Origin of the sequence: Methanonatronarchaeum sp. AMET-Sl (genome assembly GCF_029854155.1) — an archaeon.
In the GTDB taxonomy this organism is placed as follows: domain Archaea; phylum Halobacteriota; class Methanonatronarchaeia; order Methanonatronarchaeales; family Methanonatronarchaeaceae; genus Methanonatronarchaeum.
The window spans coordinates 996,598-1,013,755 of the sequence record NZ_CP122958.1 but is presented as its reverse complement, the minus strand read 5'-3'; the positions used below and the strand labels follow the sequence as shown (position 1 = coordinate 1,013,755).

Annotated in this window: 17 protein-coding genes; 6 read left to right on the top strand and 11 right to left on the bottom strand. The window is 39.2% G+C overall.

The window, feature by feature from the left end:
* The first annotated feature begins 304 nt into the window (after window positions 1–304).
* Both QEN48_RS05130 and QEN48_RS05125 read left to right on the top strand, forming a co-directional pair.
* The gene (locus tag QEN48_RS05130) at window positions 305–1,960 is read left to right on the top strand and encodes a methylamine methyltransferase corrinoid protein reductive activase (protein ID WP_280107828.1); all 1,656 of its coding nucleotides are present in this window, start codon (window positions 305–307) and stop codon (window positions 1,958–1,960) included.
* Window positions 1,961–2,093: 133 nt separating this feature from the next.
* Window positions 2,094–2,663 carry a DUF2284 domain-containing protein gene (locus QEN48_RS05125; RefSeq protein ID WP_280107827.1) on the top strand — a complete coding sequence of 190 codons (570 nt, stop codon included), beginning with the start codon at window positions 2,094–2,096 and terminating at the stop codon, window positions 2,661–2,663.
* Window positions 2,664–2,905: 242 nt separating this feature from the next.
* Here the strand turns inward: QEN48_RS05125 and QEN48_RS05120 are convergent, their stop codons facing one another.
* Together QEN48_RS05120 and QEN48_RS05115 are read right to left on the bottom strand one after the other, a co-directional pair.
* Window positions 2,906–3,652: an ABC transporter ATP-binding protein gene (locus QEN48_RS05120; protein ID WP_280107826.1), complete on the bottom strand. Its 747-nt coding sequence runs from the start codon at window positions 3,650–3,652 to the stop codon at window positions 2,906–2,908.
* Window positions 3,631–4,188: an ABC transporter permease gene (locus QEN48_RS05115; protein WP_280107825.1), complete on the bottom strand. Its 558-nt coding sequence runs from the start codon at window positions 4,186–4,188 to the stop codon at window positions 3,631–3,633. The genes QEN48_RS05120 and QEN48_RS05115 overlap by 22 nt, the downstream gene beginning before the upstream one ends.
* A gap of 34 nt (window positions 4,189–4,222) precedes the next feature.
* Between QEN48_RS05115 and QEN48_RS05110 the strand changes: the two genes are divergently transcribed.
* Window positions 4,223–4,432, top strand: a complete 210-nt coding sequence (locus tag QEN48_RS05110) for a hypothetical protein (protein WP_280107824.1) — start codon at window positions 4,223–4,225, stop codon at window positions 4,430–4,432.
* Between the two features lie 549 nt (window positions 4,433–4,981).
* Here the strand turns inward: QEN48_RS05110 and QEN48_RS05105 are convergent.
* Window positions 4,982–6,055 (bottom strand): ABC transporter substrate-binding protein, encoded by a 1,074-nt coding sequence (locus tag QEN48_RS05105; RefSeq protein ID WP_280107823.1) that lies wholly within the window; start codon window positions 6,053–6,055, stop codon window positions 4,982–4,984.
* 262 nt (window positions 6,056–6,317) lie between these two features.
* Here QEN48_RS05105 and mtaA point away from each other — a divergent pair, with 262 nt between their 5' ends.
* Window positions 6,318–7,322 carry a methylcobamide:CoM methyltransferase MtaA gene (gene mtaA, locus QEN48_RS05100; RefSeq protein WP_280107822.1) on the top strand — a complete coding sequence of 335 codons (1,005 nt, stop codon included), beginning with the start codon at window positions 6,318–6,320 and terminating at the stop codon, window positions 7,320–7,322.
* A gap of 227 nt (window positions 7,323–7,549) precedes the next feature.
* Here the strand turns inward: mtaA and QEN48_RS05095 are convergent, their stop codons facing one another.
* Window positions 7,550–8,047: a hypothetical protein gene (locus tag QEN48_RS05095; protein WP_280107821.1), complete on the bottom strand. Its 498-nt coding sequence runs from the start codon at window positions 8,045–8,047 to the stop codon at window positions 7,550–7,552.
* Between the two features lie 489 nt (window positions 8,048–8,536).
* On the opposite strand from QEN48_RS05095, the gene QEN48_RS05090 reads away from it, so the two are divergent.
* Complete coding sequence (locus QEN48_RS05090; RefSeq protein WP_280107820.1) at window positions 8,537–8,854, top strand: hypothetical protein; 318 nt, start codon at window positions 8,537–8,539, stop codon at window positions 8,852–8,854.
* Window positions 8,855–9,132: 278 nt separating this feature from the next.
* Here QEN48_RS05090 and cfbB read toward each other — a convergent pair whose 3' ends face one another.
* The 7 genes from cfbB to QEN48_RS05055 all read right to left on the bottom strand — a co-directional run bounded on the left by cfbB (window position 9,133) and on the right by QEN48_RS05055 (window position 15,526).
* Window positions 9,133–10,518 (bottom strand): Ni-sirohydrochlorin a,c-diamide synthase, encoded by a 1,386-nt coding sequence (gene cfbB, locus QEN48_RS05085; RefSeq protein WP_280107819.1) that lies wholly within the window; start codon window positions 10,516–10,518, stop codon window positions 9,133–9,135.
* On the bottom strand, window positions 10,519–11,301 hold the full coding sequence (locus tag QEN48_RS05080) for a P-loop NTPase (RefSeq protein ID WP_280107818.1): 783 nt from the start codon (window positions 11,299–11,301) through the stop codon (window positions 10,519–10,521). It lies immediately after the preceding gene.
* A gap of 18 nt (window positions 11,302–11,319) precedes the next feature.
* On the bottom strand, window positions 11,320–12,423 hold the full coding sequence (gene cfbD / locus QEN48_RS05075; RefSeq protein WP_280107817.1) for a Ni-sirohydrochlorin a,c-diamide reductive cyclase catalytic subunit: 1,104 nt from the start codon (window positions 12,421–12,423) through the stop codon (window positions 11,320–11,322).
* Between the two features lie 265 nt (window positions 12,424–12,688).
* Entirely contained in the window at window positions 12,689–13,951 is a 1,263-nt protein-coding gene (locus QEN48_RS05070) for a hypothetical protein (RefSeq protein ID WP_280107816.1), read from the bottom strand.
* Window positions 13,951–14,343, bottom strand: coding sequence for a sirohydrochlorin nickelochelatase (gene cfbA, locus QEN48_RS05065; RefSeq protein ID WP_280107815.1), 393 nt, complete (start codon window positions 14,341–14,343; stop codon window positions 13,951–13,953). The genes QEN48_RS05070 and cfbA overlap by 1 nt, the downstream gene beginning before the upstream one ends.
* Before the next feature lie 193 nt (window positions 14,344–14,536).
* Window positions 14,537–15,265: an amidohydrolase family protein gene (locus tag QEN48_RS05060; RefSeq protein WP_280107814.1), complete on the bottom strand. Its 729-nt coding sequence runs from the start codon at window positions 15,263–15,265 to the stop codon at window positions 14,537–14,539.
* Between the two features lie 66 nt (window positions 15,266–15,331).
* Entirely contained in the window at window positions 15,332–15,526 is a 195-nt protein-coding gene (locus QEN48_RS05055) for a hypothetical protein (protein WP_280107813.1), read from the bottom strand.
* 495 nt (window positions 15,527–16,021) lie between these two features.
* On the opposite strand from QEN48_RS05055, the gene QEN48_RS05050 reads away from it, so the two are divergent.
* Window positions 16,022–17,119: a DUF2117 domain-containing protein gene (locus QEN48_RS05050; protein WP_280107812.1), complete on the top strand. Its 1,098-nt coding sequence runs from the start codon at window positions 16,022–16,024 to the stop codon at window positions 17,117–17,119.
* Window positions 17,120–17,158: the final 39 nt, after the last annotated feature.

Genomic DNA, 17,158 nt, shown 5'->3' with positions numbered 1-17,158 from the left:
TTCAATTAATAACAAACAAAAACAGATATATCTAGATTTTATATCAAAATTTCTACTGTAGAGAAACTTACCATCCAGTTTAATTTTGGATTACTGGAGTTAACTTACTGATTTCCCTTCTTAGAGTTATTTATTTCTGTTTTTTTGGTTATTAAAAGGGATTTTTGGTTTATCTGAGTGAAAAACTTTTATTTGGTTTCTTGGAGTTCTTTTTTTGTGGTTTGGTTTTGTGTTTTATTTGGGTGTTGGTGGGGTAAGTGTTATCTTTGTGTGTGTTTTATTTGTGTTTTGGTGGTGTTTTTTTATGAGTGGTGAGTTTGGTGTTAGTATTGATGTTGGGACTAGTGGTATTCGTGCGCAGGCTGTTGATTTAGGTAGTGGTCGGGTTTTGTCTACGGCTATTACTATGAAGCATCCGATTCCTGGTGCTAATGTTATGGATCATTTGAGTTTTAGTATTGAGAGGGGTGGTGATTGTGCCCATAATCTAATTATAGGAACTATTAATCAATTGTTAGATTTGTTGGAGGTTGATTTGGGTAGGGTTGTGAGGGTTGCTGTTTGTGGTAATCCGATTCAGCTTAGTATTTTTGAGGATATTGAGATTCGGGATTTGGCGTATGCTGGTGAGGAGGCGATTCGGCGTTTGGATGTTGATGAGCCGGATCGTTCTGGTAAGGTTGTTTCGAGTGTTGATGTTGGTTTGGAGTTGGGTGTTGATGCTGATGTTTATATTCCTCCTGCGATTAAGCATGAGGTTGGTGCTGATGCTTTGGCGATGATGGTTAAGACTGATTTTTTGGAGCGTGATGAGCCGACGATGGTTACGGATTATGGTACGAATGCTGAGATGGCGATTAAGACGGGGGATGATGAGATTTATAGTGGTAGTGCTGCGGCTGGTCCGGCGATTGAGGGCCAGCATATTTCTAGGGGTATGTTAGCGTCTCCTGGTAGTATTTGTGATGTTGATGGTAGGTCTTGGCGCTCCATAATACTGGATAGTGATTTGAATCCACGGCCCGGAGACATCGTAAACCCAAAGACAGGTGAGGTTGAGGATGAAGGGGAAATGCACCTACAGGCTGAGGGTATTACGGGTACTGGTGTGATTGCTGCAATTGCAGGTGGTTTGGATAGTGGTTTAATTGACCGACCTAAATTTAAAACCCCAGATGGCTCAATCTACCTACAAGACATGATTTCAGTTTCCGAGGAGGATTATTTGGAGGCTAGTAAGGCGTTTGGCGCTATCCGGGCGGGCCATATGACCTTGTTGAAGGCTACTGAGACGGAGCAGGAGGATTTACATAATATGTATATGAGTGGTGCAAGCGGTACCTACGTAGATGCCAGAAAGGCACAGGAGGTTGGTTTGGTGCCTCCTAGTGTTAATGAGATTCATCAGGTTGGTAATACCTCATTAAGTTTAGCAACCGATTTGGTTCGTGACCCCGGGGAGATTGATCGGTTACAGGAGATTGCTGACTCAATACGCGCTCGCCACATAATGTTCGCTGAAAGCGAGGTTTTCGAGAAAATCTATATACAAGAACTAGCTTTTTGGCAAGAAGGCATGCCATTCAAAATGTACAATGACTTTCTAGAAAGAAGCAACATCTCAAGACTACCCACAAAAGTATCTGATGCCGAAATATATGAAAAAGTAGAGCGAGACATAATCGAAATCGGAGACAAAGGCCTAAAAATCCTAAAAGAAATCGGAGGCATCGTACAAAAAGAATTTGAAGGCTGCAACGGATGCCAAAAATGCCTAAAATCCTGTCCAGAAAAAGCAATCAAAGTAAAAGACACACCAACCGGCCACCAAATCCAAATGGAAACCGCTCCCTGCCTAGGCCATGGCTGTCTACGATGTGAACAGGCCTGTCCAGAAAACGTACTAAAAATCACAAAAATGGACCTAAAACCATTTAATGACAAAAAAACCCATAAATAACCCCCCACAAAAGGGGTTTTTTCATTTCTTTTTAGGGTTTGTTTTCTTTGTCTATTTGGTTTTTTGTGGTTTTGGGTTTATTTTTTAGTTGGTTTTTTGTGGTTTTGGGTTTATTTGTTTGGTTGGTTTTTTTATGTCTTTGGATGTTGGTTTTTTGGATGAGGTTCATGGTGATTATTGTGTTTTTGATGCTGGTTTGATTGTGGTTGAGGATTGGGTGCGTTTGCGTTGTCGGTATGGCTGTAGTTCTTATGGTAAGTTTTATAGTTGTCCTCCTTATACGCCGAGTGTTGATGAGACTAGGGAGTTGGTTGGTGAGTTTGATTGGGCTGTTATGTTTTTTTTCCGAGACTTAGATCCGGGGGAGGAAACTTCATCTATGGGTCATTATTTTCAGAAACAGATTCGGGGTGTGCATGAGGTGATGTTGGAGGCTGAACGACAGTCATTTCTAAATGGTTATTATAAAGCCTTTTCATTCTGGGGATTACCATGTAGCTACTGCAAAGAATGCACCATCCAAACCAATAGCCCTGAAACAAGCTGTAAAGAGGGTTGTAGACATCCAACCAAAATACGACCCACCATAGAGGGCAGTGGAATAAACGCCTTCAAAACCGCAGAAAACATCGGCATAGACTTAAAAATACTACAAGACCCAGAAGACCAAACAACAATCTACACAATAATGCTCCTAGACTAACCCCCATAGAGTGTGAGTTAATACCTATACTATATCTAACCCTCTCAAACAACACACCACCAAAAAATATCCAAAACCTTTTTCTAAAAAAAGGGGTTTATCTGTAGATCAGTGTTTTCGATAGTTTATTTTAGAGCTATAGTCGGCTTAGAACTATTGTCTCTGTTTCTTGGTGATTGTTTCTGGTTGTTTTTTACTGTTTTAATTAAAATGGTTCGGTTTTTTGGGTGTTGGGGTTGGGTTTATTTTGTTGTTATTTTTTGTAGTATTTGTGTTCTGTGTTTGTTGAATTGTGGGCTTGTTCTGTCTCTTGTTCTTGGTAGGTTTATTTTGGTTTGGTGTTTTATTTGGCCTGGTCTTGGGGTCATTATTGTTATTTTGTCTGCTAGGTAGACTGCTTCGTCTACGTTGTGTGTTATGAATAGTATGGTTTTTTTGGTTTTTTGCCATATTTGTAGTAGTTCTTTTTGCATTTGGTTTCTGGTTTGTGCGTCTAGTGCTCCGAATGGTTCGTCCATTAGTAGTACTTGTGGGTTGTTTGCGAGTGTTCGTGCGATTGATACTCTTTGTTTCATTCCGCCGCTTAGTTGGTGTGGGTAGGTGTTTTCGAATCCTTTGAGGCCTACTAGTTTGATGTATTGTTGTGCTTTTTTTTGTCTTTGTTTTTTGGGTGTTTTTTGTATTTCTGGGCCGAACATGATGTTTTGTTTTACTGTTCTCCATGGGAATAGTGTGTATTCTTGGAATACTAGTCCTGTTTTGGGTGTTGGTTTTTTTATTGGTTGTCCTTGTATTTTTGCTGTTCCGGTGGTGGGTTTTTCTAGTCCTGCTATTATTCTTAGTAGTGTGGTTTTTCCGCAGCCGCTTGGTCCTACTATGCAGTGGAATTCTTGTTCTGGTATCTCTAGGTTTATTTTTTTTAGTGCTGTTAGCCCTGGTTTCTGGCCGTAGGTTTTGGTTAGGTTTGTTATTTCGATGGCTGTTCCCATTTTATCACTTTGTTTTTGGTTATTTCTATTGCTTTTGTTATTGTTAGGCCTACTATTCCGGTCATTATCATTCCTGCCACCATCTGTGGGTATTGGCCTATTCGACCTCTCTCCCATATGAAATAGCCGATTCCGATTCTTGATTCGATTAGCATTTCGGCTGCTACTATTGTCATCCATCCGATCCCTATGCCTATTTTTATTCCTGTTACTATTGATGGTAGTGCACCGGGTATGATTACTTTCTGCAGGACCTGTAGTTTGTTCGCCCCTAGGGTTTTTGCAATCTCTATTAACCTTTTGTCAACGGATTGCACGCCGTATACTGTGTTTAGTATTAATGGGAAGATTATTCCAATGAAAACTATGAATACGGGGCGGAGCCAGCCAACACCGATCAAGAAGATGGCTATAGGTATCCAAGCAATTGGAGGTATATTACGGATTAAATGGACGCTTGGATTGAATAGGTTTTTCGCAGTCGGACTATATCCAATAGCTAGGCCAAGTGGTATTCCAATAGTTAATGCCACCATAAAAGCAATCAACACTCGACCTAAGCTATAACTGATGTGTAAAAGGGTTCCATATCGAGTTATCGGTCCAACCTGCCTCGTGAATAAAGAATCTACAAAACCCTGCCACGTCTCTAGTGGTGTTGGAAGACTTGCAACACCAAACCCAGGAATATCAAAAACACCAGCCCGAGCAAGAGTCACCAACAAATGCCAAACCAAAACCAACAGCAAAATCGACAGAGTTTTCAACAATGGTGATTGATATTTCCGTACCGTTCTAGTGAAATCTTTTTTAATTCGTAGATCCATCAATACTTACTCCTTACCAAGCCATAACCCAAACTCACTTAAACAAACGACCTATAGTAGATGTGTTTCCAATAATGCTTTAGTTTATTTCTTTATCTCGCCAATAATATGTATTTCTAGACTGAAACCCCCCCCAATAAACCAAATAACTCAGTACAAAAACACTGATAAAAAAACCCAGTTAACTAAATTAATATTTAATCGACGCCTAATAATTTGTCTATAGTCATTGATAACCAACCTTAGAAATGTATGTATATCATTTTCAACATTTATGTCGGTTAGATAGAGCAATAACTCCTTTTTCCATATGGAAGTGGATGTTAGTGAGTTTTCTTTATTTCATTGTTATCTTGAGGTAGTTCCATAGGTATACCTATTTGTAGTGTAGGGAAGGTGTTAGCTCTAAATCTATATTATTCTTAATATACCCTCCCCTCATCCTTCTTTTTTCTCGGAAGAGGGGTTGAGGGGGTGGGGATGTTGTGGGTTGTTGGTGTTTTTAGAGTGTTAGTCCGGCTTGTTCTGTTGCTATTATTAGTAGGAATTCTTGTACTGTTCCTGAGCCTGGTACTGCGACTTTTTTGTTGATTAGGTCTTCCATTGTGTTTATGTTTTCTTTGACGATTAGTGCGCTGCCTTCTGTGTTTACTGCGGCTATTATTGTTATTTTTGCGTCTGTGTTGATTGTGTGGGTTGCGGCGGGTGCGATTCCGAGGTATGCTATGTCGACTTTGTTGTCGTATATTCCTTGTCTCATGAGTTCGGCGCCGTTTGCGTATGGACTGCCTGGGGCTGGTTTGACGTTTAGGTTTACTTGTTCGTATAGGTTTAGTTCTTGTGCTGTTATGTGTGTGATTTGGTGTAGGTCTTGTAGTAGTATGCCTACATTAATTGTGTGTTGTTGGCCGCCGGTTTTTTCGGTTATTTGGGTTGGTGTGTGGTTTTGGTGTTGGATTGCCCAGTCAGTGTATTTGTTTGTTGTTAGGTTTGTTGTGTAGTTGCTGGCGTTTTCGTAGCCTGTTGCTTGCCATTTGTTTTTGTCGTATATTTCGTATTCTAGTTGTTTTTGTATGAAGGTTGTGATTTCTTGTTGGTTGAGTTGGTATGTGTATTGGATGTTGGGTAGTGCTAACTCGATTATTGGGGTTGTTCTCTCGGTGAAGTTTTCTGCTTGAGTTAGTAGTTTTGTGTGGTTTTGGTGATTTGGGTTTTTGGCTTCGTTTACCCAGTTTGTGGCGTGTATATGTGTCCATGCTATTCTTTTTAGTATGTTGTCTGCTGTTTCTTGTCCTGTTTTTTCGTACCAATCGTTGTTGTATGCGAGTATGCAGCATGGGTGGTCTGGCCAGATTTCACCGCTCTGCATCAATACTTTCCCATGGCCTTCATGTATTGCCTGTGAGTTATAGGGTTCCCAACCTATGAATCCTGCAATGCTGCTTGCTTTGAGTTCATCGTTCATTGCTTGTCCATCTCGATCTACGACTGTTATGTCTGTGGTTACACAACCGAGTGTTAAGGAAACAACAAATATAGATAATACAAGCAATAATATTTTAGATGTATACTTCATATAATAATTATATGTCCTTTAAAAGATATAATATAATCTAAAAACCAAACAAAACCGATAAACCAACCCATAAACACCAAAAAACCACCAATCAAACTATAAAAACCCTAAAAAGGTTTTATTAGCCTCCATATGTGGTTTAGTTGTTTTTATTTTGGTTATTTGGGTCTGACTTAAGGATAACATCGATAATTTTATATAATTATTTACGATATATTTTAGTTGATTTTTTGGATAACAGATCCAATGAGGAATTGATATAATGAATATAAAAGAAAATTTGATGGATGCTTTAACTGGGGGGGATGTAGAGATTACACCCGTTGCCTCAGTAACACAAACAGGTACAGAAGACTTAATGGAAAGATCCGGAGCTGCATGGCCAGAAGCCCATAGTGACCCACAAAAAATGTTCGATCTCGCAATGGCAGCACACGAAATAGGTGGACTTGAAGCTGTCAGGCTTCAATACTGTCTTACAGTACAAGCCGAAGCATTAGGAGCAGAAGTAGATATGGGTAGCCATGGACAACAACCAAGCATAGAAGGACATCCCTACGAAGAAAACCCAGAAACATTCGAACTACCAGATGACTACCTAGAGAAAGGCCGAATCCCAAAAATAATTGAAGCAGTTGAAATAGCAAACGAAGAAGTAGGAGACGACGTAGCAATAATAGTAGGATTCGCAGGCCCAACAACACTCGCAGCACACCTAACCAGCACAGAAACATTCATGAAATGGTTCCTAACAAACCCAGAAAAAGTAGACCACGTACTAGATCCAGCAACACAAGCAACAATAGAATACGCAAATGCATTAATCGACGCTGGAGCCGACATACTAAGCGTCTGCGACCCAGTCGCATCACCAGAACTACTCAGCCCCAACATGTTCAAAGACAAACTAGGAGCAACACTAGAAGAATTCGCAAACCAAACAAGCAGCGTAAACGTACTACACATATGCGGAGACTCAACCGCAATAATCGACCAAATGGCCGCAACAGGATTCGACGCAATAAGCATAGAAGAAAAAGTCAACGTACAAGAAGCAAAAGACATGGCCAACGGAACAGCAATCGTCGGAACCGTCTCAACAGCAAACACAATGCTAAGAGGCAAACCAGACGAAGTCAAAGCAGAAGCAAAAGAAAACCTCGACGCAGGAATCGACGTACTCGCACCAAGCTGCGGAATAGCACCAGGAACCCCACTAGAAGCAATACAAGCACTCGTCGAAGCACGAGACGAATACTACGAATAAACACACAAGAGGACCAATCCAACGGTCCTCTACCACAAACCCAAAACCAAGCCAAATAATAAAGAACCGATTGAGTCATATCGACTTCAATCAAACTAAAATCCAAAATCAAAGAATCTAGTTTTTTTTTGGAATCGTTATTCTGGTAGTTAGGTTTATTAATAGATGTTTAGTGTTTTTTTTGTATTTGGGTTTGTAATAGGTTTTTTTGGGTGTTTGTTTTCAAATTATGTTATTTTGGGTCCATAGGCTTTTTTTAGTGTTTGTATGGCTTCTTTGTTGTTTATTTGGTCGTTTACTCTGAGTTTATATTTTTTTCCTGGGGTTTTTATTAATATTCTTATTTCTGTTTCTGGAAATCCTTTGTGGTCTACTGTTCTTTTTCTTACTTTGATTTTTTTGATTGATTGGTTGTCTATCATGAAGTTCTTTTGGTCTTCGTTTAGTATTTCTTGGATCGTCATGTTCTGGTATTTTTGGTGGTGTGATAGGTGTGCACCTAATTGGTTTTTTATTTTGTCTAATCTGCCTCCACCAGTTTTCTCAGTGTTTTCCCTGGTTTTTTTAGCGTGTTCTTTTATTATTTTTGATGTCATTCTAGCAAAAATAGTTTTATCTCGAGTGAAAACCAACGTATATGGCTTGTTTAAAATAAAACCTCGCATATCAACTGGTAATGACCCTAAAACCTCTCCAACCCCTTCCTCATCAATATATTCTGACATCTAGATCAATATTCCTGGATAACAGGTAGAAAAACAAGTAATTCCAACAAATATTAGGTTAAATCCACCTGAAACCCTATGTAATGATATGTTAGGAGTTATTTAAATACATTATGTTATTCTAAACAAACTAAAAATATGTAATATACAAATAAAAACAATTAAACCAATAAATTAGCTTTAAAAACATTTTTCTTAAGGATAATAGGATAGAAATACCAAAAAAAACCAGTTAATAAACCCATATAGCTTATCTTTTTTTAAAGAAAACTTTGAATCTTTATTTAAATTTTTTTATTTTATTTTTGGGCAGTAGGGTTATTTGCCAAAAATGATGTTTGGAGTTTTTTATTGATACACGAGGTATAGTCATTGTCTGTTTCTGCATTCCAGACAGTTGGTTAGGTCTATGAGAATAGATGTTTGGTGTTTTTTATATTTCGATGGTTATAAGTAGGGTTGATATCTATTTTGTTTTGAGGTTTTTTTATGAGTATTGTTTTGGTTGTTTCTACACCGTTTTGTGATCATAGGCATGAGGTTCGGGCTGAAGAAACCGATGATGGTGTTAGGGTCTTGGTTGATAGTGATTGTGGTCATCTTGGTAGTGAAGTTGTTTTTACTAAGATGGAGTTGATGCAGCCTGAAGTGTTTTATAAAAAAATTAATGATTTTATGAAGCCTAATTGTGTTCCACAATGTTTTATTCCAATTTTAATCTCGAATATAAGTAGGGCTGAACTTGGGTTATCTAGTGAAAGAAAATTAATGGAAAACGATGAACTACTTGAAACAGAATTCAAATAATACACTCTCCGCTCTACCTCCCTTGCTTATCGCCATTAAAAAAAAGGTTTTTCTTTAATTGTTCTGGATAAATAGAGAGATTTAGGTTGGTTTATTTAGAAGATGTTTATTAGATTGGAGAGAATAGATTTTTATTAAATTATTTTTTTTTTTGATCGGTATGGTTATGAACTAGCCTTATCCTACAGCGCTGCTCTCTTTTTGGGTTTGTTGTTTTGTTTTTAGATGGTTGGGAGTTGGTCTTCAATTTGAAGCCTTTTTTTGTTTTTTGTTGGTGTTTAGTGTTTGTTTTTGTGTTTTTTGCATTTTTTGAGGAAGTTTTTTGCTATTTCTGGGTATGGTGTTAGGTGTATGTGTTGGTATGTTCCTATTGTGTTGTTTTTTGTTAGGCCGTCTTTTTGGTTTTGGATTCCGGTTCCTCTGTGGAGTTTGTAGCTGTATTTTGGGTTTTTTAGTTGTTTTATTTCGGAGTGGTGGAATTCGTGGGCTTTTATTGTTTTTTGGTTTTGGTGTAGTGGGTTGTTTTTTGTTGTTTTTATTTTTGTGTATCCTACTACTCTGTTTTCTCCTACTATGCCTTTTCCTTTGAGTGCTCCGGTCATTTTGTATTCTTGGTTTTGGTATTCTATTTTGTTTAGGAGGTATAGTAGGCCGCCGCATTCTCCGTATATTGGCATTCCTTGTTGGGATTTGGTTTTTATTTGTTGTCTTATTTTTTGGTTTTGTTCGAGTTGTTCGGCGTATATTTCGGGGTATCCTCCACCTATATATAGGCCGTCTACGTTGGGTAGTTCGTCTTTTATTGGGCTGAAGTATTTGATTTCTGCTCCATATTGTTTTAGTATTTCTAGGTTTTCGTGGTAGTAGAATGTGAATGCTTTATCTAGGGCTACGCCAACCTTGATTCCGGTTTTTGGTATGGTTGGTTTTGTGGGTTCTGTTATTGTGGTTGGTTTTGTGGTTTTTGTTGTTGGTGGTTTGGCTATTTTTTGTATTTTTTGTAGGTTGATTGTTTGTTGTATTGTTTGTTGGAGTTGTTTGTTGTGTTTTTTTATTGTTTTGTTTTGCATTTCGGTTGCTGGTATTAGGCCTAGGTGGCGGTATGGTATTTCCATTTTTTTGTTTCGTGGTATTATTCCTACTATTTGGATGTCTGTGTGTTTGTTGATTGCTTTTTTTAGTTTTTTTCTGTGTTTTTGGCTTCCGACTTTGTTTAGGATTACTCCTTGTATGTTGGCGTTTTTGAATGTTTTTATTCCGTTGAGTATTGCTGCGGCGCTTTTGGTGATTGATGTGACGTCCATTATTAGGATGATTGGTGTGTTGAGGGTTTTTGATATTTGGTAGGTGCTGCCTGTGTCTGTTTCGATGTCGATGCCTTCGTATAGGCCTCTTACTCCTTCGATTACTGCGATGTCTGCGTCTTGGGTGGCGTTTTGGTAGATGTTTTGTATGTTTTTTTTGGTCATTACGTAGCCGTCTAGGTTTCTTGATGGCCGGCCTGTTGCGTATTCGTGGTAGGTTGTGTCTATGTAGTCTAGGCCTGCTTTGAATCCCTGCACTTTTAGTCCTTTTTGGGTTAATGCTGCCATTATGCCGGTTGCTATTGTTGTTTTTCCGGCGCTGCTTCGGTCGGCGGATAGTAGGATGCAGGGTGTTTGCATTTAAATTGTCCTCGTTAGTTCTCTTAGTTTGTTTTCTTGTAGGGGGTTTGGTTTTGTTGTTTGTTTTAGGTTCATTATTTGGTTGGATATTTGTTTATAGACCTTTGTGACTTCGTGTTTTGGGTTGGCTTCTACGATTGTTTTTCCTTGTCTTTCGTATTCTTGGACTTTGTTTCGTCGGGGTACGTAGGCGATGAATTTTGTGTCCAGTTGGTTTGCGAACTCTTTAACTATTTTTTCTTCTTGTTTTTCGTTGTTTAGTCGGGAGTTGCATATTACTCCTCCGAGTTCTCCATCTAATACTGTTAGGCCTCTGCATATGTTGTTTGCTGCGTACATCGGTAGGTATTCGCCGGAGGTAACGATGTATGCCATGTCTACATAATTTTTTCTGACCGGCATTGCGAGGCCTCCGCAGACGATGTCTCCGGGCACGTCATATATAACTAGGTCTGAGTTATCGACTACGTCTGATTCTTCTTTTAGTTGGTCTAGGGCTACTATTATTCCCCGGCCTGCGCACCCGATACCTGGTTCTGGTCCTCCGACCTCTACACAGTTTACGTCGTTGTATCCTTTGTGAACTACGTCTTCTTCTTTTATTTCGTTGCCTTCTTTTAGGTAGCTTAATATCGATGGTATTCTCTCTCCACCCATCAAGCTTGTTGTTGAATCGCCTTTTGGGTCACAACCTATTATTGTAACTCTATAGCCTTCTTCTGCTGTTGCTGCTGCAACATTTGAAGCTATTGTTGATTTGCCTATACCGCCTTTTCCATACAAAGCTATTTTAGTTGTCAGTTAGATCAACTCCCTTAATGTCTCACCGGTTATAGATTTCTTGATATCTCTAACCCCCATACATCTAGTATGCAGGTCTTTCTCAACTACTACCCAATCGTGGTTTAGCTCTTTTTTCATCGGGACAACCCCTCTAGGTCCATTTGTGACACTTATTATCTTGCCCTCAGTGATCTCGATGGCGTGTGGGACACCTAACAAAACAAGAAAATCATAGTCCGGGTGGTTTTCCATTATCCATTCACGAGCACGGTCACCAGCAACTGGATATTCATCAAGACTGCCAGAATAAAAATCAATATCCACACCCCGCTCCTTTAATTGACGGTCAACCGTTTCAGCATTCTCACGCACCCTAGGCAGACCTCTCTCACTAACCAAGTTAGCAACATTAACCAACTCAAACTCCTGATTAAGTTCACTTGCTTGGTTTATAGCATGCATTATGTCACTAAAAATATAAGAGGTTTCTTTCTTCGCATTCAAGACAACAACACCCTTACCACCACTCTCAATCAACGACTTAATCTCCTTAGCCACACGCACCTTAAGATCACCCTCCATAGGAGGAATATACTCATCATTAGCCGACCCCAACCGTTTCTCAACCAAAGAAGCCTTCTCCAACATCTCCTTCTGACGACTAACCTCCTCCTCACTAACCAAACCAACCTCACAAGCCCTATCCAAAGTCATCGTAACACCAACCGTATTATCCCTATACCCACTATGCACATCAACCGAAACAATAGGCACATCAGAATCAACACGACCAACAGCAGAACCCAACTCCTCACCAATAATCATCGACGCACAAGTACCAACAACACCAACCAACTCAGGACTAAACCTCTCAATACCACGCTCCAAAGCCCTAACCAACACTTCCTCACCACCAAAAACAAAATTATCCTCACCCATAGCCGAAGTCAAAACAACAACACCATCCTCCTCCAACAACCTACCATGCTTAAAACTACAGCCCGGAGGCCCATGCATAACAATCAAATCAACACCCAAATCACGCATCGTATACATCGCCGCAACAATACTACTAGGACGCGGATGCAAAATCTCCTTACTTTCAAAAACACTAGATTTCATAAAAATACCACCACAAACAGAAGATAAACCTACAAAACAATTAAACAATACCCCCAAAACCCAAACCAACAAAACACCACAAAAACAAACAAAACAACAGAAACACCACCCAAAAAAACCAACGATAACTACCCCTAAAAACCCATGAAAAACCATAAAAAACCTATAAATTAAATTTGGTTTGGGGTTATGGTGTTGGGTTGTTAGGTTGGTTTTTATTCCTATTCAGGCCTTAAGACCCCTTTCTTTTTAGTAAGGGGGGGTATTATCGCCAGGTTTTTACGAAGTTTAGTATTTTGTCTCCGGGTTTTGATAGTTGGATTGCTAGTTCGATTGCTTCTTCAACGTCGTTGACGTTGTGGCCTAATTCACTGTATTTTTGTCCTACTGTTATCAGTTCTTTGAACCGGTGTTTTTTAACGGTTTTTTGAACTTCTTCTAGATCCATTTCTTCGCAGATGTTTTGTTCGTCTTCACCCACCAAGACAACTACATCCATTAGGTCATTCATTTGGTTTTGTAGTTCTTGGAGGTATTGGTTGAGGCTTGAGACCCTGGTTCCTGCACAAGAGTTATCGATAAACTTACGGCCTTGAACTTTCTTTTTTTTCATGCGGCCTGGAACGCCCTTAAACCTATTTAATATTTGGTTGATTGTTTGGGGGCTGCAGTTTAGTGATGCAGCGGTTATAATTGCCATGCGTACGCTGTCTTTGAAATAGGGATATAACTGGAGTTCGCAATCAACCGTTCCTTTGTTTGTTTCTCCGGTTAACTTGTTGACTTCATAGTTTATTTTAAGGTTGTTGTTGTTTTTGTATTCAACCTCGAGGTCGGTTGCCTTGTTGTCTGATTCATCGAGGTTTGGTGTGTTTAATAGGGTCGTGGGTTGTAGGTTTTTGATGCTCTCTATTTTTGTATCGCTTGCTTTTTTTGTCTTGTTTGCGATTAAGTAGTCTTGGTCTTGACTGGTTAATGTGGCTATGTCTCCTATTCCTGTGAAACCGATTGAAAACTCAGATATCCAGGTATCTGGAGTTAAATCTAGTTCGATTGCTTTTTCTAAAGCGAGTATGGTTCCATATGGAGCTACTGAATACTGAGCAACCCGGTTATCAAGTTGGTTGTGGTAAAGGCCGTTAGATGAATGTACAACTGTCTCTATGCCCTCTTTATTCAACATCTTCAATAAAAGTAATGAACAACTGGTTTTACCCACGGTACCAGTGACTTCAACACACCTACCTACATCACCTAAATAACCTAATTCAGTGATGATGTCTCGAGTTGCAGCATGATGGCTATAAACCGGTATATCATTTTCTATAGCATCCACTAACATACTACAGCTAGGATACATATGTACAGGGGAGATAAGGGCGTCATAACTAGTGACATCCCTCTTTTCACCCCTATATGGATTTATAGCCTCCGAATTACAACCCAACCTCCCTAAACGATCCGCCAATACATCAGCACCATGAACCGTGTCCAAAACCAAATAATCCCGATGACCCAAAATAGACATTATTTATCCAATGCTTCACTTATCCTCTTAACACCGATCTCAACAATCTCATCAGACATACCTAAAGGACTGGAATAAATAATCTCAGTCTCCTGACCATCACGCTCAACAACCTTACGCCCACCATCCTCAACACCCAACACCTCAGGAATATCCTCAGTGGTATGCACACCATGAGCCAAAAACATAGGGAAAGCAACAATCTTATCAAGACCCCTATCCAACAACTCATCAAGCGCATCAGGCACCTTAGGCTCATTCATACCCAAAAAAGAATACCCAACCACATCAAAATGTTCCTCAAGCCTTTCAGCAAAATCCATAATCAACTGTTTATTATGCTCAAGCCGACTTCCATGTCCAATAACCAAAACTCCAATATTACTATCCATAAATATCAAATCTCCAAAATACAGCCCAAAAAAAAGGCCACAAAAAAAATCAACTTCAAATAATATAACTCTAACCACCCAAAAAACCACCAAACACCAAAAAACAAACCAAAAAACAAACCAAAAAACAAACCAAAAAATAATAAAAAACCCCAATCACTACAGAGGGCATCAGGGGGTTAAGCGGTTTGGTTTAAAGAGTTAATAGTTTTTTAGCGTTTTTTTGTAGCAATTTCTTTTTTTGTTGGCTTGTTAGGTCTGCTACTTTCACTTTCTCCAACTCAACAGATGGGTGATGGAACGGTATGTCGGTTCCGAAAAGAATTTTATGAGAATCAACTCTTTCAAATGCTTCTTTAATTTTTGTATGCATCGGCATTCCAGAGGTCTCTAAAAAAAGATTTGGATGTTCACTAGCCGCTTGAATAGCGTTTTCAATATACACACCATGACCATGTCCCATATGAACCAAAACAACATTAGTATCTCTATGTTTCTTAGCCAACCCAGCAATCTGGTTAGGTAAAGAAAACGGCGGATGTCCAGAATGAACAAACAAAGGCACATCAAGTTGACAAGCCACCCTTGCCACCGGATCCACTAAATCAGAGTTAGCAGGAAACGAATGCAACAATGGATGAATCTTGATAGCTCTAAAACCAAACTCATCAACATACCTCCATGCCTTATCCACAACACCTTGTTCTTTAGGATCAAGCCATACCTTACCAACCAAACGACTTGGATAACGCCTAACAGCCTTCAAAACCTCTTCATTATCAAGCGAACAAACAACAGACCTATCAAAACCAAACTCATCCATCAAACCAACCAACTCACCCACACCAATCTCTACATCAAAAAACCCACCATAATAACCGAGGTGCGAATGTGCATCAATCTTACCAAAACCATCTATCAAACCAAAAAACCCCTCAAAAAACCTTTTTAAACAAATAAAAAACCAGATAAACCACTGTTTATCGGTTTAATGGCCGTGTTCAACCGTCCAGCTTTCCACCATACCTCTATATTCACAGTGAACACACCTAGCCTCTATCCCATTCTCCACACGATACTCACAATCCACTTCACGCATATACTTCTTTTCACCACAATCCGGACAAATCAACTTCAACATACCATTCTCATCATATAAACCAGAATCAAATACAGAATCCATAACTAAATCACCCACCTAACCAAAATAATACCCAAAACAATAAAGAACTAACTACCACCAAGAAATGACTGCCAAACTAAAAAAAGGACCCCGAATCTTGGGGTCGGAACAACCAAAACCAATTAAAAAGCCCCGGGAAAAAAACAAAATTACAACTAAACCAAACAAATAACCTAAAAACCCAAACAACAAAAAAAAAGAAATACAAAATACTGAAGGAAACAGGTCTTTATAATACATTATCTCTTGGGCTATTGGTCTATGACCTCTTCCCCTAAATAGGAGAGGGGTTTTAGGTTTTAGAGACAGGGGTTAAGGTATTTTCAGAACCTTATGTAGGTGGGTTTTTACGTCGTGTAGGTGGTTTGGCTATTTTTTGTTTGGTTTATTTTTTTTGTGTCGTTTTTGGTTGTGGTGTGGTTTGTTTTTGGTGTGGTTTTTTAGGAATTATTTTGTATTAACAGGATTAATATTGGTTGGTTTAGGTGGTATTTAATGATTGGTAATTCTAGTGATGGTTTGGATGTTTGTGTTTATTTTCATATGCCTGATGTTTTTGATGTTGGTTTGGGTGAGGAGATTGTTGGTCAGTTGGAGGAGTATGGTGATGTTGATGTTGTTGTGTCGGGGACGCTTACTAGGACAGCTGTGATTGATTGTGGTATTGATGCGTTGTGTGTTGATGGTAAGTGGAGTGGTTGGGCTGTTGAGAACCGTGATAGGTATGATGTTTTGTTTAGTGTGACCCATGCCTGTAGTCCGGATAAGTCTCTGGCTGAGTGTTGGTATATCAGGAAGAAGGCTGGTGATATTCCTTTGATAAGTATTGAGACGAATAGTGGTGTGATGGCTTGTTGGAGTGATAAGGTTCGTAAGTTTGGTTTAACTTTGGCCGATGACCTTGGTTTTGATTTGGTTGACACACCGGATTATGGCCGTGTTTTATGGCAAGAGGATGGAAAAACTTTTAAGCGTGTCTTGGCTGTTGAAGAAGGGGAGTTTGTGTTGATCAATGGGATTATCGTTGGTAAAGCTGTCTCCAGTGATGTAGTTGCTGTTGAAGAAGATGGTGAAATCATTGAGTTAAGAAATGTCCGAGTTAAGGAGCATGGTTTAGAAAAACTTGGATCTATCTCCATTAGTGATGCCAAAATAGTCTCCACAGACACATTTAAAAGAAACATTGAGCGCCGAGGCTCTATAGATATCGATAAGAAAAATTTAATCGGTTTTTTGGATCATTCTGCCCATAAAGTACATGAAATAGCATCAAAAGGAGTATGTGGCTGTATAACAGTTGGAGATGACACTACAGCCATCGCTGGCGACATATTAACTAGATACGACATACCCATAATCGGATTAACAGATGGAGACATAGATAAAATATTAAATGAACCAAGACACCACCCAGAATCACAGATCCTAGAAGTAAAAAAAGACGACAAACTCGGAAAAACAATAAAACAAGAACTCTTCAAAAACCAAAACACCACCCAAATGACCTGGAAACAAGCCAAACAAAAAACAACCAAACTAGCAAAAAAACATGGAATGCTAAAACAAACACAACCAAAACAAAAAACAACCTAAACAAACCACCAACCAAAACCTAAATCCACTCCAACCATA